The organism is Colwellia meonggei (genome assembly GCF_057537295.1).
The window spans coordinates 401685-423456 of record NZ_BAAJLZ010000003.1; the positions used below are offsets into that span (position 1 = coordinate 401685).

Here is a 21772-nt window from a genome sequence, read left to right on the forward strand (position 1 = left end):
AAAAAATAAGTTGAAGGCTCCAAGAGCTCCTTAGGCAACAATCGTGAAAAAACAACGTCCTGTAAACCTAGATTTGTCAACAATTAAAATGCATGCAGCAGCTAATGCTTCGATATTGCACCGTATCTCTGGTGTGATTATGGTATTTGCTATTGGTATTTTATTGTGGACGCTTTCTTTATCTCTATCTTCTGCTGAAGGTTTCGCCCAAGTAGAATCACTACTTAGTGGTGTATTTTTCAAAATTATTATTCTTGGTACGCTTTCTGCGCTTATCTATCACTTACTTGGCGGTATTCGTCATTTATTTATGGATTTAGGCCATTTTGAAGAGCTAGCTTCGGGTAATGCTACGGCAAAACTTATTATCGCACTTTGGTTGGTGCTTACTGTAGTAGTAGGAGTTCGATTATGGTAAACAACGCAGCAACAGTAGGCCGTAGTGGCGTACATGATTTTATTCTTCTTCGTGCAAGTGCTATTATTTTAGCATTATATACCTTATTTTTAGTTGGTTTTTTCGTTACAACTCCTGATGTAACTTTTGAAATCTGGCGCGCATTCTTCGCAGGTATTTGCACTAAAATATTTACCATATTAGCTATTATAGCTTTACTGATTCATGCATGGATTGGTGTTTGGCAAGTACTTTCTGATTACATTAAACCAGCGTTTTTACGCGGTGGTTTACAATTTTTCTTTTCTGTTTTGTTGCTTGTATATTTCGCAACAGGCTTATTAACTGTGTGGGGTGTGTAAGTGAGCGTTCCTATTCGTGAGTTTGACGCCATTGTAATTGGCGCCGGTGGTGCAGGTATGCGCGCCGCTCTAGCTATTTCTGAGTCAGGCAAATCATGTGCTTTGATCTCAAAAGTTTTCCCTACTCGTTCTCATACGGTTTCTGCGCAAGGTGGCATTACAGTCGCTTTGGGTAATGCCCATGAAGATCATTGGGAACAACATATGTACGATACGGTAAAAGGTTCTGATTATATCGGTGACCAAGATGCTATCGAATACATGTGTAAAACTGGCCCTGAATCAATTATCGAACTTGAGAAAATGGGGTTACCTTTCTCTCGTACCGAACAAGGTAAAATTTACCAACGTCCGTTTGGTGGTCAATCAAAGAATTTTGGTGGTGAACAAGCTGCACGTACTGCAGCAGCAGCTGACCGTACAGGCCATGCTTTGCTTCATTGTCTATACCAACAAAACGTTAAAAACAAAACTAACGTTTATTCTGAATGGTATGCATTAGATTTAGTTAAAAACAATGACGGTACGGTTGTTGGTACAACGGCTATTTGTATCGAAACAGGTGAAGTGGTTTACTTTAAAGCACGTGCAACTGTTCTTGCAACTGGTGGTGCTGGTCGTATTTTCGCATCAACAACTAATGCCCACATTAATACCGGAGACGGTGTTGGTATGTCGCTTCGTGCTGGCGTACAAATGCAAGATATGGAAATGTGGCAGTTCCACCCAACCGGTATCGCCGGCGCTGGTGTACTAGTTACTGAAGGTTGTCGTGGTGAAGGTGGTTACCTTCTCAATAAAGACGGCGAGCGTTTCATGGAACGTTATGCACCAAATGCTAAAGATTTAGCGGGACGTGATGTAGTTGCTCGTTCAATGATGACCGAAATTCGTGAAGGTCGTGGTTGTGATCACCCTCAATACGGTCCTCATATCAAACTTAAGCTTGATCACTTAGGTCGTGAAACACTTATGCAGCGTTTACCTGGCGTTTGTGACTTGTCAGAAACATTTGCTCATGTACATCCTGCGGAAGAGCCTATTCCGGTTATCCCTACATGTCATTACCAAATGGGTGGTGTACCTTGTAATGTTAATGGTCAAGCAATTAGCTTTAACCCAGAGACAGGTCAAGACACTATTATTGAAGGTTTATTTGCTGTAGGTGAAATTGCTAACGTTTCTGTACATGGTGCTAACCGTTTAGGTGGCAACTCACTACTAGATTTAGTCGTGTTTGGCCGTGCAGCAGGTAACTTCTTAGGAACTTACTTAAACGAAACTCAATCAGCTGCTGATGCCTCTGACTCAGATTTAGATGCAGCATTAGCTCGCTTTAATCGTTGGGAATCATCAACAACGGGTGAAGATCCTGTTCAAATTCGTAAAGACTTACAGCAATGTATGCAACTTAACTTCTCGGTATTCCGTGAAGGTGAAGCAATGGCTGAGGGTATGAAAGAATTAACAGAAATCCGTGAACGTTTACAAAACGCTAAGTTAGATGATAAGTCTACTGAGTTTAATACCCAACGTATTGAATGTTTAGAATTAGATAACTTAATGGAAACAGCGTTCTGTTCTGCTAAAGCGGCAAACTTCCGAACTGAGTCACGTGGCGCGCATGCTCGTCAAGACTTCCAAGATCGTGATGATGAGAACTGGTTATGCCACTCAATTTACTCACCAGACACTGAAGAAATGTCTAAGCGTGATGTAAATATGGCACCTGTTCACCGTGAAGCTTTCCCACCGAAAGCACGAACTTACTAGGAGCGTTGTAATGAAACAAATTTTCTCTATTTACCGTTACAACCCTGATGTTGATAACAAACCATATATGAAAGAATATGAGCTTGAAGTTCCTGAAGGCTCAGATATGATGGTACTTGACGCGTTGATTTTGTTGAAAGAACAAGATTCAACATTGTCTTTTCGTCGTTCATGTCGTGAGGGCGTATGTGGCTCTGACGGTTTAAACATGAACGGTAAAAATGGTTTGGCATGTATTACGCCATTATCTGCTGTAAAAGCAAATAAAATAGTATTACGCCCATTACCAGGTTTACCGGTAGTGCGTGATTTAATTATTGATATGACTCAGTTCTATAATCAATATGAAAAAATTCGTCCATACCTAATTAATGATGGTAAAGAACAACCTGCACGTGAACACCTACAATCAATTGAAGAACGTGAAAAACTTGACGGTCTTTATGAGTGTATTTTATGTGCGTGTTGTTCAACATCTTGTCCGTCTTTCTGGTGGAATCCTGATAAATTTATCGGTCCAGCTGGTTTATTACATGCGTATCGATTCCTTATCGATAGCCGTGATACTGCCACAGAAGAACGTTTAGATGATTTACAAGATGCCTACAGCGTATTCCGTTGTCACGGTATCATGAACTGTGTTGACGTTTGTCCGAAAGGATTAAACCCAACCAAAGCCATTGGCCATATTAAGTCAATGTTGCTAACAAGAGCGGTTTAATATAAGACAGCAGGGTATTTATGTTGCTACACAAATACTCTGCTATTTTTATTAGACAATTTGTTTTTATTGCTTTTATCCCATAAAGGAACAGGCAATGCCCGAAGGTGCTATGAAGGCTTGGATAGAGTCTTCCCATTTAAGTGGTGCAAACGCTGCTTATATTGAAGAATTATACGAATCTTATCTGGATAACTCACAATCTGTATCTGCAGAGTGGCGAGATATTTTCCAACAACTTCCTAAAATTGAAGGTGCTGACGTTGAATATCGGCATTCTGAAATCCGTAACGAATTTAAAGAGCTAGCCCAACAAACCCAGAAAACAGTTATTGTTTCAGGTGGTAGTGACGCTAAGCAAGTTAAAGTTTTACAACTTATTAACGCTTTTCGTTTTCGCGGACATCAAAATGCAAACCTTGACCCTTTAGGGTTATGGCAACGTGATAAAGTGCGTGATTTACAATTATCTCACCATGATCTATCGGAAAATGATTTCGATCGTGAATTTAAAGTAGGTTCTTTGGCTATTGGCCAAGATACTATGAAGCTTGGTGAGCTATACAAAACGTTGAAAACTACTTACTGTGGTTCTATTGGCGCTGAGTATATGCATATTACGTCGACTGATGAAAAACGTTGGTTACAACAACGACTTGAGTCAGTGCAATCGCAAGCGGTACTTAGCGTTGAAGAAAAAGAAGAAATCTTTAAAGGCTTAGTTGCGGCAGATGGCCTTGAAAAGTACTTAGGTGCTAAGTTCCCTGGTGCAAAACGCTTTTCTTTGGAAGGTGGCGATGCCTTAGTGCCTATGCTGAAACAACTGATTAGTCGTGCTGGTTCGCAAGGCGCTAAAGAAGTTGTGATGGGCATGGCTCATCGTGGGCGTTTAAATGTACTGGTCAACGTTATGGGTAAAAATCCATCGAAACTTTTTGATGAGTTTGGTGGTAAGCATGATGAAGTATTATCGTCTGGTGATGTTAAATATCACCAAGGTTATTCGTCTGACTTTGTCACCCCAGGTGGTAACGTACATTTAGCGTTAGCATTTAACCCGTCGCATTTAGAAATTGTTAACCCAGTCGTTATCGGCTCTGTGCGAGCGCGTTTAGATCGTCGTGATTGTAATCAAGGTGACTTAGTCTTACCTATTACCATTCATGGTGATTCAGCAATTGCTGGTCAAGGTGTGGTACAAGAAACTTTTAACATGTCACAAGCTCGCGCATTTAAAGTGGGTGGTACAATTCGCATCGTGGTAAATAACCAAGTAGGTTTTACTACTTCTAACCCAGAAGATACTCGCAGTGGTGAGTACTGTACTGAAATCGCAAAAATGGTTTCAGCGCCAATTCTTCATGTTAATGGTGATGATCCTGAAGCGGTTATTTTGGCAACGCAAATTGCTCTAGATTACCGAAATGAATTTAAGCGTGATGTTGTTATCGATCTAGTTTGTTACCGACGTCACGGACATAACGAAGCTGATGAGCCAAGTGCTACACAGCCACTTATGTATAAAAAAGTTAAAAAACATCCAACACCTCGTCAACTTTATGCTGACAAGTTGAATGCTGAAGGCTCTTTAACCAAAGCAAAAACGGATGAATTAACCGCATACTATCGTAAGTTACTTGATGAAGGTCAGTGTACGGTTGAGCAGTGGCGCCCTATGACAGAACACTCTGTCGACTGGTCTCCATATTTAGGCCATGACTGGGACGATGACTACGAGAAAGAAATCTCTGTCGATAAGTTAAAAGAGCTTGCTGCTAAAGTCGCTGAAATTCCGGCAGACCACCAAGTACATAATCGCGTAAAGAAAATTTATGATGATCGTGTGAAAATGGCTAACGGCGAGAAGTTACTCGACTGGGGTATGGCGGAAAATATTGCTTATGCATCGATTGTTGATTTAGGTAAACGAGTTCGTATTACCGGTCAAGATGCTGGCCGTGGTACTTTCTTCCACCGTCATGCGGTATTGCATGGTCAAGACGACGCAAGTCGTTATTTACCACTACAAAATATTCGTGAAGGTCAGGGTCCATTTGACGTTCATGATTCAGTACTTTCTGAAGTATCAGTATTAGCATTTGAATATGGTTATACCACGGCTGAACCATCAGGTTTAACTATTTGGGAAGCACAATTTGGTGATTTTGCTAACTGTGCACAAGTCGTGTTTGACCAATTCGTAAGTTCTGGTGAGCAAAAGTGGGGCCGCCTATGTGGTTTAACTATGCTATTACCACATGGTTACGAAGGACAAGGTCCAGAACATTCATCTGCTCGTCTTGAACGCTTCCTACAACTTTGTGCCGATCACAATATGCAAGTATGTGTGCCATCAACACCAGCACAAGTATTTAATATGTTACGTCGCCAAGTGGTACGTCCTATGCGCCGTCCATTAGTGGTGATGTCGCCTAAATCGTTATTACGTCACCCGTTAGCAGTATCTTCACTAGAAGAAATGTCAACTGGTGTATTCCATAACGTTATTGGTGAAGTTGATGATATCGATGCGAAAGGTGTTGAGCGTGTAGTTTTCTGTAGTGGTAAGGTTTACTACGAACTACTTGAGCAACGTCGTAAGAATGAGCAAACCAATGTCGCTATCATTCGTATCGAACAATTATACCCATTCCCAGAAGAAGAGCTAAAAGCTGAGATTGAAAAATACAGCCATGTTAAGCAATTCGTTTGGTGTCAGGAAGAACCGCAAAACCAAGGTGCTTGGTACTGTTCACAGCATCACTTTAGAGCGGCAATCCCTGAAGGGACTTATTTGACATACGCCGGCCGTAAGGCTTCAGCAGCACCTGCTGTAGGTTATATGTCAGTACATGTTAAAGAGCAACAGGCGCTAGTTCATGACGCGCTTAATGTAGAATAGACCCTCTTTTTTATAAAGAGATTAATTAAGAGTGTGTAAGGAATAATATAAATGACAACCGAAATTAAGGTTCCCGTTTTACCTGAATCAGTTGCAGATGCAACAGTAGCAACTTGGCATGTACAAGTAGGCGATAAAGTATCTCGCGACCAAGTATTAGTTGATATCGAAACTGACAAAGTGGTACTTGAAGTGCCAGCAACATCAGACGGTGTTATCACTGAAATTAGTCAAGCTGAAGGCGCGACAGTATTAGGTGAACAAGTTATCGCTATTTTAGCTGAAGGTGATGCAGAAGCCTCAGTGCCTGCACCAGCAGCAAGTGCTCCAGCTGCTGCAAGTAGCGCTGGTAAAGTAATTGATATCGTTGTTCCAGTATTACCTGAGTCTGTAGCTGATGCAACAGTTGCTACTTGGCATGTTGCTGAAGGTGACACTGTTTCAGTTGACCAGAATTTGGTTGACATCGAAACAGATAAAGTTGTTTTAGAAGTTGTTGCTCAAGACAATGGTGTAATTGGTAAAATTATCCATGCTGAAGGCGATACCGTTTTAGGCGAACAAAAAATTGGCGAATTAAGTGCTGGTGCCTCTGCCGCGGCAGCGCCTGCTGCTTCTGCTGAAGAAGCTATAAGTTCAGATGAGCTTGCAAGCCCGTCAGTTCGTCGTTTAATGACAGAAAAAGGCTTAACTGCTGCTGATGTTACCGGAACAGGTAAAGGTGGTCGCATTTCTAAGGAAGATGTAGAAGCTGCGGCGAATAAGCCAAAAGCTGCTCCTACACCAGCCGCCGCGCCTGCTCCAACAGCACAAGCGTCTGCTGCATTAGGTGAGCGTACACAAAAACGTGTTCCTATGACACGTTTACGTAAAACAATTGCTACACGTTTACTTGAAGCGAAGAACTCAACAGCCATGTTAACTACGTTTAACGAAGTGAACATGAAGCCAATTATGGATCTTCGTAAGCAATACAAAGACGTATTCGAGAAAACACATGATACACGTTTAGGCTTTATGTCTTTCTACGTGAAAGCGGTAACTGAAGCACTTAAACGTTACCCAGCAGTAAATGCTTCAATCGACGGTGATGATATTGTATATCACAACTTCTTTGACGTATCGATTGCGGTATCAACGCCACGTGGCTTAGTAACACCAGTATTACGTGATGCTGACCAATTAAGCATGGCAGGTATTGAAAATGGCATTCGTGACCTAGCAATTAAAGGTCGTGACGGCAAATTAACCATGGACGAAATGCAAGGTGGTAACTTTACTATCACTAACGGCGGCGTTTTTGGTTCATTAATTTCAACACCAATTCTTAATTTACCTCAAGCCGGTATATTAGGTATGCACAAAATCCAAGACCGCCCAATGGCAGTTGACGGAAAAGTTGAAATTTTACCTATGATGTACTTAGCACTTTCTTATGATCATCGTTTAATCGATGGTAAAGAATCAGTAGGCTTCTTAGTAACAATCAAAGAATTGTTAGAAGATCCAACACGTTTACTACTAAACATATAGTTAACATCTAATAGGCTTTATTAATTAAAACCTTTTGTTTGATTTAGACTATAGTATTAGGCTCTAAGGACTAGGTTCCTTAGAGCTTTTGTACTATAATCGATCGACTTTTTTCGATGGTAGTAATTTACTTCAAAATTATTACCATTTTCATCTACAGATAAATGGAAAAACACCATGAATTTGCATGAGTATCAAGCGAAACAATTATTCGCTGAATATGGTTTACCAGTTTCTGAAGGTTTCGCTTGCGATACCCCTCAAGAAGCTGCAGAAGCTGCTGATAAAATCGGCGGTGATATGTGGGTTGTTAAAACTCAAGTTCACGCTGGTGGCCGCGGTAAGGCTGGCGGTGTTAAGCTAGTTAAAACGAAAGAAGAAATCAAAGAATTTGCACAAAACTGGTTAGGTAAAAACCTAGTTACTTATCAAACAGATGAGAACGGACAACCAGTTTCTAAAATCTTAGTAGAAAGCTGTACAGACATCGCTAACGAATTATACCTTGGCGCTGTTGTTGACCGTGGTACACGTAAAGTTGTATTCATGGCATCTACTGAAGGTGGTGTTGAAATCGAGAAAGTTGCTGAAGAAACTCCTGAGTTAATTCACAAAGCTGAAATCGATCCACTTGTAGGCCCTCAAGCGTACCAAGCACGTGAACTTGGCTTCAAATTGGGTTTAAACCCAGTACAAATGAAGCAATTTGTTAAGATCTTCATGGGTCTTGCAAAAATGTTCAACGATTTTGATTTCGCATTATTAGAAATCAACCCGTTAGTTGTAACTGACGCTGGTAACTTACACTGTTTAGACGGAAAAATTGGTGTTGATGGTAACGCTTTATACCGTCAACCTAAAATCCGTGAAATGCACGATCCATCTCAAGAAGATGAACGTGAAGCTCATGCAGCACAGTGGGAACTTAACTATGTTGCATTAGACGGAAACGTTGGTTGTATGGTTAACGGTGCTGGCCTTGCAATGGGTACCATGGATATCGTTAACTTACATGGCGGCAAGCCAGCTAACTTCTTAGATGTTGGTGGCGGTGCTACTAAAGAACGTGTTGCAGAAGCATTCAAAATTATCCTTTCTGATGACAACGTATCTGCAGTATTAGTTAACATTTTCGGTGGTATTGTTCGTTGTGACATGATCGCTGAAGGTATTATCGCTGCTGTTAAAGAAGTAGGCGTTGAAGTTCCAGTAGTTGTACGTTTAGAAGGTACTAACGCTGAAGCTGGTCGTGAAGTATTAGCAAGCTCTGATGTTAACATCATCGCTGCTGAATCATTAACTGACGCAGCACTTAAAGTTGTTGCAGCTGCGGAGGGCAAATAATGTCTGTATTAATTAACAAAGATACTAAAGTTATCTGTCAAGGTTTCACTGGTGGTCAAGGTACATTCCACTCAGAACAAGCACTTGAATACGGTACGCAAATGGTTGGTGGTGTATCACCAGGCAAAGGTGGTCAAACTCACCTTGGTTTACCAGTATTTAACACAGTACGTGAAGCTGTAGAAGCAACTGGCGCAACAGCTACAGTTATCTACGTTCCAGCTCCGTTCTGTAAAGACGCTATCTTAGAAGCTATCGATGCTGGCATCGAGCTTATCGTAACTATCACTGAAGGTATCCCAACTTTAGATATGGTTGACGTTAAAGTTAAGCTTGAGCAAACTGGCGTTCGTATGATTGGTCCTAACTGTCCAGGTGTTATCACTCCGGGCGAAACTAAGATCGGTATCATGCCAGGTCACATCCACTTACCAGGTAAAGTTGGTATTGTTTCACGTTCTGGTACGCTTACGTACGAAGCCGTTAAACAAACAACTGATGCCGGTTTCGGCCAATCTACTTGTGTAGGTATTGGTGGTGACCCTATCCCAGGTACTAACTTCATCGACGTATTGGAAATGTTCCAAAACGATCCACAAACTGAAGCAATCGTAATGATTGGTGAAATTGGTGGTACAGCTGAAGAAGAAGCTGCGGAATACATTAAAGCTAACGTTACTAAGCCTGTAGTATCTTACATTGCTGGTGTTACTGCACCAGAAGGTAAGCGTATGGGTCACGCTGGCGCGATTATCGCTGGTGGTAAAGGTACAGCTGATGAGAAATTTGCAGCATTAGAAGCGGCTGGTGTTAAAACTGTTCGTTCTTTAGCTGAGATTGGCTCTGCACTTAAAGAGAAAACGGGCTGGTAGGCGAGTAGCTTACAGCTTGTAATCCTTGATAAAAACCCGCTTCTAGCGGGTTTTTTTATATACTATATTTCACATGATATGAATTAATGGAAATTTAAATGGAATCTATCTCTGGAAGTCCTGTATTTCAAATAATACCACCTACGACATTAGTATTAGGCCGGACATTTTTCATTCGTAATAGGCAATGTGGAACAGCGGTAGTTGTAGAGTATAAGCAAAGATCATATTTAATTACTGCTAATCATCTTATTACTGAGCCATTCAATAATGAACTTTATCTAAAAAATAAAGAAGGTTGGTATATTTGGCACGGACTCAAACTAATTGCTAGAGATGAAAAGTTAGATGTAGCGGTTTTTGATTTCCCATATTTGAATAACACTGAAAAGAATACTTTTCTTTTGGATGATTCAGGGCTACATATAGGTCAACACGTCCACTTTTTGGGCTTTCCTTTGATGATGGAAGAATATATAGAACTCGAACATTTAGACCAAAAACCAATGCCTTTTCAAAGAGGTGCTATTGTTTCTATGATTACATCAAGCAAACTGATATTAGATGGTATAAATAATGTCGGCTTCTCTGGTGGCCCAGTAGTTTTTTATAAAAACGGGCAACACTTTCTCTGTGGAATTATTAGTGGCTATAAAGAAGAGTTAAAGGTTGTTGAGATGGCAGATGAATATTTTCAAAACGAACTTGATGCAATTTATAAAGAAAACACTGGAATTACGTATGCTTGTCCTGCAAATAAAATTAAAGATTTGATTGATAAACTAATATAAATTATCTATTGGTGGCAAAAGGCTCTTAGAATACCAGAGCCACAATAACAGCATTCATTCATCTTCGTTTTTATCATGGCTTCATTGTAAACTGCAGGCAAGTATAAAGTGGCTATGGTATTAATTTTATCAAGCTCAACTTGAATATTTTCTGGTAAGAATTCACATTTTAGTTTTTCAACTTTATCTAATAATAGAGCATACTCTTGGACATTTTGATTCTTTATTAAAGACAAGTGCTTCCCTGGCAGGTATTTACCAATAATCATATTTTTTATGGAATTGTCCGGTAAAAAGTTTATTTCTTTTAAGTTATTCTTATTTGGTGATATACAAATTAAGTCTTTATTTTCTTTTTTTACAACTGCATGAGCAATCAAGCGAAGTATTACATTTCCTAATAAACTAAATTTCCATCCGAATTGGATTTCTCCTTGATGATTGTCTAAATAGGCACGAACATTTTCTAAGCATTCATCCTTAATTGAATTTGGATGTACTATGACTTTGATCTTTTGAACCTTAACTGAGCCTAACTTTATTCTTATATCTGGGCTAATTGTTTTAGGTATGTAAAATTTCATTTGATTCCTAATTGAACTACGAATTACTAGTTAACTTTTATACATATATTTTAATTGGGGTAAGTCCATCGGATTCAATGAGCTAGTATAAGATAAAATTTGAAAAACTAGACTTACATCTACGGTAAATTGATCGGCTTGGAGTTTGTTTACTAGTTTGGCGTCGGGGTGCCGACTACACCCAAAGAGGGTTAAACGCCGCCCCCTCTCTGGACTCACCCGGCGCTGCAACATTAAACGTATTTCCTCCATAATGTCCAATATTCTCGACGTACCAGCGCTGATGGCACATCCGTGTGCCAACAGCGCTTTCACTGGCATCCATGCCAGTGATACGAGAATATTAGCCATTATTCCGGCGTTTAATGAAGCAGACTTGGTGTTTGTTTCATCGCACGTAATCCTCCTTAAAGTATATTTCTACCGGCTACTTCAACGATCACTAGATCCCATATCAGCAGCGGAAACTGAATTTAGATTAGTGTGATGTTTATCGGAGCCATGGATGGCGCAGACTGCCGTGTGAAGGGACGATTTTCGGCAGGAATGAACATTGCGCCTAAATTCAATTGGAGTGTTTTGCTGAGTAGGGCGCCATGGGGAGTCCAGAGGGGCGTTTGGCGTGCAACGCCCCTCTGGGTGTAGTCGCCACCGCGACGCCAGACAGATAAGTAAATGTCCAGTGCATGTTGCTGTACTCCCCAAAATCAAATAACAGTGCAGGGATGAGCATTCGTCAGGAATCTATAACGGCAAAAATTATTATTTAAGTGCGGTCAAGTAAGAAACAGGAGATGAGGAGTCTTTCTCAGCATTGCATCTTTAAAAAGAAAGCCCGCTAATTAGCGGGCTTTCTATTAAGTAATGTAGCATTTAACAACTATATTCTTGCATCTATTATATTATCGTAATTTGGAGCTTTACGTTTTTTAGGTGCTACTAAGTTTGTTTCGACAGAGGAGCAGCTATTATTATTTAGTAAATATAAAGCTTCATTTAACAGAGGGTCTTTTTGATCACCCCAATCTGTTTCTACTGTGTCTTCAGCTGCACAGTCAACGGGTAAGCCATCAAAATAATCACCAAAGCCGTTTGAGTTCACCATTTGAAAATTAATAGCAAAAACTCGATGCTCACAAAGCTTATTAATATCCATTCCTACTGGCTTTCCTCTCGTTCGACTTCCGATAACTTTAACATCGATATAAGGTGATAAGGCGTTTATTACCACTTCAGATGAAGAGGCAGTTGCTTCGGTAGTTAATATTACAACACGAGAAAGGTTTAACTGACTACTTCCATTATTAAGTTGAAATGAGAGGTGTTTAGTTGATTGATTATTGTTATATACATAACTAAACATTCTTTTACCTATAACATTATCACCACCAATTTGGCTTGCAAGTTGGTTAGCAATACTTAAAAAACCACCACTGTTGTACCTTAAGTCTAAAACGAGTTCGGTAATTTCTGATTTTTTAAAGTTGTCAAAAGCAATGTTAAGGTCATTAGCACTGCGCTTTATAAAACTATCGAATACTAAATAGCCAACATTGCCTATATTTGTTGGTATAACTTCATTTGCCATAACAGTATTAGTTTCAATGGAAGAGCGAGACATATTTTCTGTATGTTGTTCGCCATTTACGTCTGTCCATGTAACACTAGAAATATAGCCGTCTTCATTGGGGCCCCATATTTCTCGCGATTGATATGTTCCGTCTTCTACTGCTTCTGCAATAGTTTTACCGTTTAATGAGGTAATTAATGCGCCACGCGTTATTCCGACTGCTGCAGCATTACCAGCATCGTACACGTATTGTACTTTTAAACCATTTTTATCTGTGTTTAATGTAGACTTTACGCCATAGCCATAAAATACCGCATTAATATAGTGATCTTGATAGTCTTGTTCAGAAATTGAGTAACTAAATTTATCTAATTCAACTTGTTTACGAACATCAGCAATTAAATCACTTAATGATGAAAATTGTGCTGGATCTGTTGATAAATCTAATTGGTTATTCCAAAGATAATCTTCTTGTAAGTATTCCCATAATGCATTGTTTTGTGCACTTTGAGTTGCGCAAACACTGGGATCGGTGGTTATAGTTGTTCCTTCATTATCGGAAGAGTCGCCGCAAGCAGAAAGTAATAGCGTGGAGGTCGAAATAAGCGTAATTAAACTTGTTCTTAACATGATATTCCTTATCTATTGATTTTTATAATTTTTATTGTTAATGAATTCGATTTAATTTAATACTATATCTTTCGTACATGAATATCAATACCATTTTAAATCCTAAATATTGTTATAAATTTCTCTGGTAACTGTTTTTCGAATTACTGTTTTAAGCTTTAAGACCTTAGTAAAATATCGCAGTTTATCTATGACATTGGTGGTCACTAATAGACATTTTTATCTTCGCATGAGTAGTATTTCTTAGTACGATAATACTTAAATGTGGTGTTACATAGGGACAAACCTTGTTAGATATCAATAACTGTAAAAATAACATTTTGGTTTGAGCTTAATAGGACTCGAGTGGGGAATAAGGGCACAATATGTGCGCCATTATAGTCGAGTGGCTTTTACATGTATTGCGCACCCTATGCCTAAGGAGGTATAGAGTGCCTCTGTGCTTACTTAATAAATTCCACATGGACATTCATTCTAATTCTGACTAGTTTGCAAGTATCCCTAGATTAATTTCATTCCACGTACGACAATAAAGAGTAAAGAAAACGTAAAATTAATGTGAATTTCAGCTTTTGCCAATAGAGTTAGTTTTTAAATGGAATATTTACTGGTATAGAGTTTCTAAGCAATACAATTATGGATCTAGCGGGCGTAAATTTAATTGAGGACTCGTAGATGATTAAAATCGTTGTAATAATCAGCTTGTTGTTGGCTCCTTTTAAACTATTTAGCCATGAGTTTATTATTGGGATAAATGAGCGGGATATTTATCGTTATAAAGATGAGCAAGGTAAATGGGCTGGAAAAGATATAGCGCTAATTAAAGCGGTATTTCGTCGTACGCCTTATAAATATCGAATAGTTTCTATGCCATGGGCAAGAGTAATAAAAGAGCTCAAGGCAGGGACTATTGATATGACCTTAGCTGCAACTGTCTTACCTGAGAGAGAGAAGTATGCATTGTTTACGAAGAATAATTTTCGTTATAGCCATCACATGCTTTTTGTTCATAAAGATAAATTAAGCTTATTTGATTCGGTAAGTGTATTAGCTGATTTAGCTGAAGTTAATGTGGTTATAGCTGCTTTGCGAGGCGCTATTTTTTATGAATCCTACCCAAAGTTGTTGCAAAATCAAAAGTTTGCCAGAAGAATTACTTATATTAGTAATGATCAGGATATGGCCAGTTTCGTACTTAAAGGCAGGGCTGATGGTTACATTGAATCAGAAATTGAAGGCAAACATTATTTGTTATCCCAAGCTGAATTTAGTGAAAATATTGTTCCTCTTTTTCGTATCGCGACCGACGAGGAAGCAGGAAGTAAACTGATGTTTTGTAAGGAAAGAGTTTCATCAAAGCAGGTAGGAATTTTTGATATTGCGTTGAGAGACTTACACGAAAGTGGTGAATATGAAGAAATTTCTAAACGCTTTGAATTACCTCAAACGCGCTTTTAATTTAATAAGCTAATCTGCTCTTTTCACCTGTGAGCACAAAGTTCGGTTTTTAAGTTTTTGATAATTAATATGATTCTCTATTAATCCTCCGTTTAAAAAATGCTTTGCCTTAGATGGTTTTAGTAAGCATTCTATAATCTTCGTTAGCAATAGTTTTATATAGCAGTAGTGTAAGCTAATGTTCGGCTAGTAATGCTAAAAACTCTTTTATCTTTAACTGAGGTAATAGCATTTTCCTTGAATTGAAGTTTGTCCCAGTGAACACAAAAATTAGCTGATGTTTTGGAGAAACAAACAAATATTGACCACCATTTCCCCATGCAAAGATAAACTCAGGCTCCTTTGTTACATTATTTTTTATGACTTTAGAAGGTGATAACCACCACCAATAGCCATATTCATATGGGCGTTCATAAACTTTGGTATGTGATGATGTCATTTCAGTAAGCCAATGGCTTGATAGTACTTTTTCTCCGTTATAGGTTCCTTTATTTAAAATAAGTTGGCCTACTTTGGCTAAGTCACGTGCTGTCATAAATATATGACCACCAGTATCAACGACTCCGTAGGGTGTTTTGCTCCAATTATAGTTTTTGATATCGAGCTTGGAAAAAAAGTATTGTTTTGACCAGATTTCAAATTCACTGTTAAGTGTTTCACTAAGCAAGTGTCCAACTAAAACGGCACTACCAGTACAATAAGAAAAGTGCTGTCCGGTTTCATGGCTTAACGGTAGTTCAATGAAAAACTCTGCCCAATTAGGGCTTAAATACATTTTGTCTTCATTGCCGAGTGATGCTGGTACCCAATCATCACAAGCAAGGCCAGTTCGCATGGTAAGTAAATCGTTAAATGTAATTTCTTTAAAGCTAGAACTACTAGCACTTATGTTCTTAATATAAGGTGTTACTTTTTCTGAGGGGCTAGGAAATAAATTTTGCTCTATGGCTATTCCAACTAATATAGCGGTTAGCGATTTTGTGACAGAACGAAGGTCATGGGTGTGATTTTTACTATAAAATGGTGCGTAACTTTCAATTAGACGTTGATTATTTTTATATACTAAAAAGCTGGTAACACCTTCTTCTTGACCTTCACTTACACTTTTTGCGTATTGCTTTATGACTTTTGAAATGTTTTCCATCTCTACGCTATGGCTGTAACAACTGACTAGCCAAGTTAGTAATACATATTTCATAGTAAACCTAAGTATTTTTATCAGGTTAGTGACTATGGAACGTAAAAAGGTTTAAATCAGCGACTGGCTTATCATGCAATTTAAAATTTTGCTGCGCTATTAGTTAGTGTTATTTTAAGATAAATGAAGTTGTATTGGTGGTGAATGTGGTTAATTTTCGGGTTTCGGTGTTTTGGGCTTTTGTTCTTATTCTACTTGCCAGTTGCGGTGGAGGGAGCAGTAGTGAAAAAAATACTGCTGTTGTTCCAGTACCAAACACACCCGCATCGACAACTATACAAGGCATACTCAACAGTGCTATTAGTAATAACATCGACGGCATTTTTGTTTATGTTGATCAAACCTCTAAATTCGATGAAAGTTATGCTGCTGGTTTACAAGATAAAACCTCGAATGTGCCAGCTGAAGCGACAACATTATTTAAAATTGCCAGTGTTAGCAAATTATTTATTGCAGTAAGTGCGACAAAGTTAGTAGTGCAAGAGCAGTTGTCGTTAAATGATACCTTATCAAGCTGGTTACCTGAGTGGGCTGACAGAATTGAAAACTCAAACACCATAACCATTAAGCAATTAATTCAACATCGTAGCGGTATTGCCGACTTTGATAGCCAAGTAGGGTTTAGCTGGCAAAATGCTCATACGGATATTGATGCGACATTAGCTTTTGCGCTTGATAAACCATCAGATTTTGCTCCAGACAGTAAATATGAATATTCAAATACCAATTATTTATTACTAGCTAAAGTACTGGATAAAGCGCTTGGCTATAGTCACCAAACCTTTATAGCTGAAAATATTTTGACTCCACTTGCGATGCACGACACTTATCTAGAGCTAAGTGATATTGAACCTTCATTGCTAGCAAAAGGTTATTGGGAGAATATTGAAAGATCCGCGCAAGATTATGTTATTCCTGGTGGTTCAATGATCTCCACCGTAAAAGATATTGCTATTTTTATCCGTGCTTTAAATACTGGCTCGTTACTCAGTAACGAAGAGAGGGCCATATATAGTTCGATTTACTGGTTTAATCATTCAGGTTGGCTACCCGGTTATCAAAGCATAGCTAATTATCATAGCGATATTGATGCAGTGGTGATTCAATTTATTAATACCACGGGTAACGGTTCAGAAAATACTGCCAATTCAACGTATCAGAAAATATTAAAACTACTTGGTGCTTAAGAATTCAAGCGCAATTTTTGGTTAGATAGGACTTCATTGTATTAATAGCCTAAATATTGGCTACTCTATTGCTTGTATTTTTTCATATACTGAAATGCCAATCGCTCTTTTCTGCGCTGTCGAACGTGCGTCATTTACTGCACTTGCGTCAAATGAGTTAATTTCATTTGAGTCTTGTTGGTCTGTTGTGTTTGAATAATCAGCGTTATTTGAAGCTTGAATATAAGTATCTAGGGTATTTTTCTTTATGCTTGCTTGGTAAATAGCTAGACTTGCATCAACGGAGTTTTCTCTAATTTCTTGATTAGATTCCTGTATTGCTTGCTTATCTATTGGCTCGCCGGCTTGCTTAGCGTCTATAATTTCAATCGCAGTATTTCTTTTAACAAGCTTTTGAGTAAAGCCTAAATAATCAGGCATGCTTGAACCAATGGTATTCATTTTTTTGTCCCGAATTGCATTAATATAGGGCAAAGTATAGGTCAAACATTAGTATTTATCTGTTTAAAATTGTTTGTTTTGTGTACAGCTGGCAATGCCGTAACATTAGCGAGTATTACATGAAAATTTGAGTTTCAAATATTTGTAGGGCACAGTTTGTGCTTTCTATTTATTTTCTTACAATTTCTCACGCTCGACATACATTTCAGAGACAAAGTGCAACAAGATTCAAACACTGCGTCGCACTACCATACACCTGTAAACAAAATTATCACTACAGGAAGTATTATCTTATGAATATTATTTTGAAAAAATCACTATTTATCACAACATTACTTTTGTCATCGTCAACAGTGGTCGCTGAAACAAAATACCCCGAGAACCCAGTGCTAAGGCCCTTAACATTAACTGATAGTACCGTTGCCTTAGGTGGAGCCTTGATGTGGGGGAAAGAAAATAATGATAGTCGCGGTGCGATTAATTTAAATGCAGCATACGGGTTAACTGATGATTTAACACTTAGCTTAGGTGGTTTAGATTATCGTGTATTAGCTCGTAAAAATAATCAAAAAGGGCTGGAATTAGCTGTTGGTTTGGGCGTAAGGGGTTACCATGATTCTCGATTAAATGGCGATGCAATTGGCTACGGCGCTGATTTAAATGGTAAATACGTTTTTGATAAAGACTTGGCAATGACCTTTTCGCTTGGTTATGTAAAATGGGATGAAGAGAAATTGAAAAATAAAGATGAATTTCGATATTCAATTGGATTACAAACTAATCTAGCACGAGATTGGACAGCTAGTGTTGGTTACACGTATCGTGATTTAAAAGACTTTACCCAAAATGAAGCACATGAAGCTAATGTTGGCATAAATTACGCCTATAGTAAAAGTACTGATGTTGGTGTTTTTGCTGGATATTCAAATTTTGATGCCCTAGAGAATGGTTATCAACTTGAAGATAGCTTTGATCGTGTTGCCGGTGTATATGCAGCCTACCGATTCTAGTATTTCAAGTAAATTGATAATCGATAAGCGCTAGTTAAAGTGCTCCACACGAAAAAGGCACAGTGAAAACTGTGCCTTTCTTATTATCAGCCTAATCTTTAATATGCTGACTGATGACTTTATATTGCTGTGTTTTGAAGAGTTAAGCTTCAACTTCTCAATTATCAATACCATTACCAGTGTTACCAGTGCTTTTGCTTCTTTCAAGTAAGTCAGCCATAATTTGCTCTTTAAAACTATTGAGGCCTTGTTGAACAAAGTCATAGGTTAGTTCTATATTACTTTCAATATTACCTTCTAGTACTGATAAACTTTCTAAAATATCTTTGGCATCATCAAAACCGGTATTAATGCCTGAATTGATCACAGATAAAAACTCGTTTAATGATTCTTCATCACTAAGCTCGCTATTTTGCTCTTTAAATGCTTGATAAAAAGCCGTCGAACTTTTAACAATACGCTGTGCAGTGGCCTCAGGTGACACATCTATTTCAGATTCGTAGGTTGTTTGAATGATATTTGCGTTACCTTCGCTGGCCAATTGCTTATTTATTTCTTCAATTGCCGTTTTATACAATAGTTGCATAGGGTTATTTGCAGCACTATTACTTACTGCTGCTTCCATTATTGCAATGTTTTGCATTTTTTTTGCTTGTTGCGCAATACCCAACTTAGGTGGTTCAGTTGATGCCGTTTGAGATGAGGTAACTGAGGTGTTTGTTTGATTTTTAAATTGAATATCCATAAACATGCCTAGTAAGTAAATTGCTGTATGCGTTAATTTATTATAGCGTTATCACCTTTTTATGTGGAACAAATACATGATAAAGGCTCTGCCTTGTTTGAATACGCCCGAATCGCTGCAAAGCAATCTCGAAAGATCAATAGCTCCTAAGGTTCATATGTATTTATATTATTTTCATTAACGTTTATTAGTTAAGTACTGTTCGAAGTTACTTGCACCAATTCCTTTAGAAAAATAGTAGCCTTGGCCATAATCACAACCTATATTAGCTAATTTTTCTGCCTGAGCTAATGTCTCAATACCTTCGGCAATGACTTTTAAGTTGAGTTTGTGTGCTAGAACAACGATAGCCTCACAAAGCGCAATATCATCGGAATTTTCTGATAAGTTATTAACAAAAGAACGGTCAATTTTTACATAGTCAACATTGAGTTTCTTTAAATAAGCTAATGAAGAGTAGCCGGTACCAAAATCATCAATGGCTATTTCCATTCCTTTGCTTCTAAACAAAGCTAGCACTTCATTAGCACCTTTATTTAAGTCCATTATGGTCCCTTCAGTGAGCTCAATAATGATTCCGTTACCCGATACATTTAATTTCTCTAACTGCTGGCACCAGCCTTTTAAGTTGCTATTAAAATTTCGTAATTGAATTGGTGATGTATTAATGGATATTTGAAAATCGTCACCAAATAATCCTCGCCATATTTTTAGTTGTTGACTCACTTGGTGGAATACCCAATCACCGATGTCACATATCATGCCATTTTCTTCTGCTGCAGCGATAAACTGACTTGTATCTATGATGCCTTTTTCAGGGTGAGTCCAACGAATAAGTGCTTCAGCACTGCGGCAGCGCCCCGTTGTTAAATCAATAATGGGTTGAAATGTTAAATGAAAGTCTTGTCTATCTATTGATGCACGCAATTCGCTGTTCATCCAACTACGGGCATTAATACTTGCTTGAATAGACTGATTAAACAGATGGTAACGTTTACGACCTAAGCTTTTAGCAATATACATGGCTTGGTCTGCATATTTCAATAGCAACTCAGTTGTGTTTGCATCTTTTGGATGAAATGCAATACCAACACTGGCGGAAAGGTAGCTTTTTATGAGGCCAGAGGTAAATGGTTTTGATAACTGCTCAATAATTTGTGTTGCAATACGAGTCGTATCCTTATGATTATCTATATCTTCCATCACTATGGTAAATTCATCACCGCCCATACGTGCAACAATATCTGTATTTCGCACACAGCTTTTAATGCGATTTGCGACTTCTATCAGAATTTTATCACCAGAGGCGTGTCCGAATTTGTCATTAACATCTTTAAAGTGATCAAGGTCTAAACATAATACAGCGACACTTCGTTGGGTTCGCAATGATTTCTGTAAGCATTCGGTTAGTCTATTATTTAGCATACATCGGTTGGCAAGGCCTGTAAGGGCATCAAAATTAGCCTGTCGCCAAATTAGCTGTTGGTCTGTTTTTCGTTCCGTTATATCTCGTACTACCGCAACCATGTAATTATTGCCATTTTGACTTACATAGTTCACGCATACTTCTGCAGGATAGGTAGAGCCATCTTTTCGCTTATGCTCTCCTTCGATTACTATTCCCCCTGACTCACGAACAGCTATAACATGCCGTTGCCACGAAAAATTATTTGGTAAAACAGCCTCGATATCAATAACGCCGAGCTGACGTATTTCGTCGTAACTGTAACCTAAGTTAATACAGGCGGTGTTATTTACATCGAGAAATTTAGCTGTGTCTGGATCGATTACAAAAATACTATCACTTGAGTGATCAATTAATGTTCTAAATAACTTTCGTGCATTTTCTATTTTTTTTCGCTCTGTTAAGTCGACAATTTGTGCAATAAAACGTTTCACACCACCTATTTCATCCGGTTGAGCGACCATGGTCAGCATGCCTGAAATAACCCGACCAGATTTATGGCAGTAGCGTTTTTCAATAGTAATAGGGGTAAATGGATCAGCTTGGAGTTTATGACGAATTTTAGCGTTAACTTCACTTTCTTCAGGGTGAGAGATAATAATGTCTTTTTGGTAAATTTCTTGTTCTGAATATCCCAGCAAATCTAGCAAAGCTTGGTTAACATATTCGAAACTGCCATCAGTTCTAGACAACACCATAGCAACAGGAGTGGCGTTAAATATTTTTTTTACGTTTAGCTCTAAAGCATTATTACTAGTGCTGGTATCCAATAGATTTCCTTGTTGGCGT

General features: G+C 38.4%; 18 protein-coding genes. 12 read left to right on the top strand and 6 right to left on the bottom strand.

What is annotated here, in order from left to right; translation table 11 throughout:
* The first annotated feature begins 43 nt into the window (after positions 1 to 43).
* From sdhC to AC27E9_RS10300, 9 genes are all read left to right on the top strand, one after another.
* Positions 44 to 418 carry a succinate dehydrogenase, cytochrome b556 subunit gene (gene sdhC, locus AC27E9_RS10260; protein ID WP_487115874.1) on the top strand — a complete coding sequence of 125 codons (375 nt, stop codon included), beginning with the start codon at positions 44 to 46 and terminating at the stop codon, positions 416 to 418.
* Positions 412 to 759, top strand: coding sequence for a succinate dehydrogenase, hydrophobic membrane anchor protein (gene sdhD / locus AC27E9_RS10265; RefSeq protein ID WP_487081098.1), 348 nt, complete (start codon positions 412 to 414; stop codon positions 757 to 759). The genes sdhC and sdhD overlap by 7 nt, the downstream gene beginning before the upstream one ends.
* Positions 760 to 2532 carry a succinate dehydrogenase flavoprotein subunit gene (gene sdhA, locus AC27E9_RS10270; RefSeq protein WP_487129811.1) on the top strand — a complete coding sequence of 591 codons (1773 nt, stop codon included), beginning with the start codon at positions 760 to 762 and terminating at the stop codon, positions 2530 to 2532.
* Positions 2533 to 2542: 10 nt separating this feature from the next.
* Complete coding sequence (locus tag AC27E9_RS10275) at positions 2543 to 3253, top strand: succinate dehydrogenase iron-sulfur subunit (protein WP_487129813.1); 711 nt, start codon at positions 2543 to 2545, stop codon at positions 3251 to 3253.
* Positions 3254 to 3350: 97 nt separating this feature from the next.
* Positions 3351 to 6155, top strand: a complete 2805-nt coding sequence (locus AC27E9_RS10280; protein ID WP_487129815.1) for a 2-oxoglutarate dehydrogenase E1 component — start codon at positions 3351 to 3353, stop codon at positions 6153 to 6155.
* Positions 6156 to 6206: 51 nt separating this feature from the next.
* Positions 6207 to 7688 (top strand): 2-oxoglutarate dehydrogenase complex dihydrolipoyllysine-residue succinyltransferase, encoded by a 1482-nt coding sequence (odhB, locus tag AC27E9_RS10285; protein ID WP_487129817.1) that lies wholly within the window; start codon positions 6207 to 6209, stop codon positions 7686 to 7688.
* Positions 7689 to 7865: 177 nt separating this feature from the next.
* A complete protein-coding gene (sucC, locus tag AC27E9_RS10290) occupies positions 7866 to 9032 on the top strand; it encodes an ADP-forming succinate--CoA ligase subunit beta (RefSeq protein WP_487129819.1) in 1167 nt (388 codons plus the stop codon).
* Entirely contained in the window at positions 9032 to 9904 is an 873-nt protein-coding gene (gene sucD, locus AC27E9_RS10295; RefSeq protein WP_487081104.1) for a succinate--CoA ligase subunit alpha, read from the top strand. Before sucC ends, sucD begins: the two co-directional genes overlap by 1 nt.
* Positions 9905 to 10002: 98 nt before the next feature.
* Complete coding sequence (locus tag AC27E9_RS10300; RefSeq protein ID WP_487129821.1) at positions 10003 to 10695, top strand: S1 family serine peptidase; 693 nt, start codon at positions 10003 to 10005, stop codon at positions 10693 to 10695.
* A 5-nt stretch (positions 10696 to 10700) separates the two neighbouring features.
* Here the strand turns inward: AC27E9_RS10300 and AC27E9_RS10305 are convergent, their stop codons facing one another.
* Entirely contained in the window at positions 10701 to 11279 is a 579-nt protein-coding gene (locus tag AC27E9_RS10305; RefSeq protein ID WP_487129823.1) for a hypothetical protein, read from the bottom strand.
* Between the two features lie 880 nt (positions 11280 to 12159).
* Positions 12160 to 13479: a S41 family peptidase gene (locus tag AC27E9_RS10310; protein ID WP_487129825.1), complete on the bottom strand. Its 1320-nt coding sequence runs from the start codon at positions 13477 to 13479 to the stop codon at positions 12160 to 12162.
* Between the two features lie 675 nt (positions 13480 to 14154).
* Here AC27E9_RS10310 and AC27E9_RS10315 point away from each other — a divergent pair.
* Positions 14155 to 14937 (top strand): substrate-binding periplasmic protein, encoded by a 783-nt coding sequence (locus AC27E9_RS10315; RefSeq protein WP_487129827.1) that lies wholly within the window; start codon positions 14155 to 14157, stop codon positions 14935 to 14937.
* Between the two features lie 175 nt (positions 14938 to 15112).
* Here the strand turns inward: AC27E9_RS10315 and AC27E9_RS10320 are convergent, their stop codons facing one another.
* Positions 15113 to 16135, bottom strand: coding sequence for a serine hydrolase domain-containing protein (locus AC27E9_RS10320; protein ID WP_487129829.1), 1023 nt, complete (start codon positions 16133 to 16135; stop codon positions 15113 to 15115).
* 146 nt (positions 16136 to 16281) lie between these two features.
* Here AC27E9_RS10320 and AC27E9_RS10325 point away from each other — a divergent pair, with 146 nt between their 5' ends.
* A complete protein-coding gene (locus AC27E9_RS10325; RefSeq protein WP_487129831.1) occupies positions 16282 to 17322 on the top strand; it encodes a serine hydrolase domain-containing protein in 1041 nt (346 codons plus the stop codon).
* Positions 17323 to 17382: 60 nt separating this feature from the next.
* Here AC27E9_RS10325 and AC27E9_RS10330 read toward each other — a convergent pair whose 3' ends face one another.
* Positions 17383 to 17763, bottom strand: coding sequence for a hypothetical protein (locus tag AC27E9_RS10330; RefSeq protein ID WP_487129833.1), 381 nt, complete (start codon positions 17761 to 17763; stop codon positions 17383 to 17385).
* 293 nt (positions 17764 to 18056) lie between these two features.
* Here AC27E9_RS10330 and AC27E9_RS10335 point away from each other — a divergent pair, with 293 nt between their 5' ends.
* Positions 18057 to 18773, top strand: coding sequence for an outer membrane beta-barrel protein (locus tag AC27E9_RS10335; RefSeq protein WP_487129835.1), 717 nt, complete (start codon positions 18057 to 18059; stop codon positions 18771 to 18773).
* A 157-nt stretch (positions 18774 to 18930) separates the two neighbouring features.
* Here AC27E9_RS10335 and AC27E9_RS10340 read toward each other — a convergent pair whose 3' ends face one another.
* Together AC27E9_RS10340 and AC27E9_RS10345 are read right to left on the bottom strand one after the other, a co-directional pair.
* Positions 18931 to 19518: a DUF5610 domain-containing protein gene (locus AC27E9_RS10340; protein ID WP_487129836.1), complete on the bottom strand. Its 588-nt coding sequence runs from the start codon at positions 19516 to 19518 to the stop codon at positions 18931 to 18933.
* 177 nt (positions 19519 to 19695) lie between these two features.
* Positions 19696 to 21753: a sensor domain-containing protein gene (locus AC27E9_RS10345; RefSeq protein ID WP_487129838.1), complete on the bottom strand. Its 2058-nt coding sequence runs from the start codon at positions 21751 to 21753 to the stop codon at positions 19696 to 19698.
* Positions 21754 to 21772 lie beyond the last annotated feature (19 nt).

Excerpts from the sequence above, each read along its gene's own strand:
- sdhD (WP_487081098.1), top strand. The coding sequence starts at position 412 with ATGGTAAACAACGCAGCAACAGTAGGCCGTAGTGGCGTACATGATTTT.
- AC27E9_RS10275 (WP_487129813.1), top strand. The coding sequence starts at position 2,543 with ATGAAACAAATTTTCTCTATTTACCGTTACAACCCTGATGTTGATAAC.
- AC27E9_RS10280 (WP_487129815.1), top strand. The coding sequence starts at position 3,351 with ATGCCCGAAGGTGCTATGAAGGCTTGGATAGAGTCTTCCCATTTAAGT.
- odhB (WP_487129817.1), top strand. The coding sequence starts at position 6,207 with ATGACAACCGAAATTAAGGTTCCCGTTTTACCTGAATCAGTTGCAGAT.
- sucC (WP_487129819.1), top strand. The coding sequence starts at position 7,866 with ATGAATTTGCATGAGTATCAAGCGAAACAATTATTCGCTGAATATGGT.
- sucD (WP_487081104.1), top strand. The coding sequence starts at position 9,032 with ATGTCTGTATTAATTAACAAAGATACTAAAGTTATCTGTCAAGGTTTC.
- AC27E9_RS10300 (WP_487129821.1), top strand. The coding sequence starts at position 10,003 with ATGGAATCTATCTCTGGAAGTCCTGTATTTCAAATAATACCACCTACG.
- AC27E9_RS10305 (WP_487129823.1), bottom strand. The coding sequence starts at position 11,279 with ATGAAATTTTACATACCTAAAACAATTAGCCCAGATATAAGAATAAAG.
- AC27E9_RS10310 (WP_487129825.1), bottom strand. The coding sequence starts at position 13,479 with ATGTTAAGAACAAGTTTAATTACGCTTATTTCGACCTCCACGCTATTA.
- AC27E9_RS10315 (WP_487129827.1), top strand. The coding sequence starts at position 14,155 with ATGATTAAAATCGTTGTAATAATCAGCTTGTTGTTGGCTCCTTTTAAA.
- AC27E9_RS10320 (WP_487129829.1), bottom strand. The coding sequence starts at position 16,135 with ATGAAATATGTATTACTAACTTGGCTAGTCAGTTGTTACAGCCATAGC.
- AC27E9_RS10330 (WP_487129833.1), bottom strand. The coding sequence starts at position 17,763 with ATGAATACCATTGGTTCAAGCATGCCTGATTATTTAGGCTTTACTCAA.
- AC27E9_RS10335 (WP_487129835.1), top strand. The coding sequence starts at position 18,057 with ATGAATATTATTTTGAAAAAATCACTATTTATCACAACATTACTTTTG.
- AC27E9_RS10340 (WP_487129836.1), bottom strand. The coding sequence starts at position 19,518 with ATGGATATTCAATTTAAAAATCAAACAAACACCTCAGTTACCTCATCT.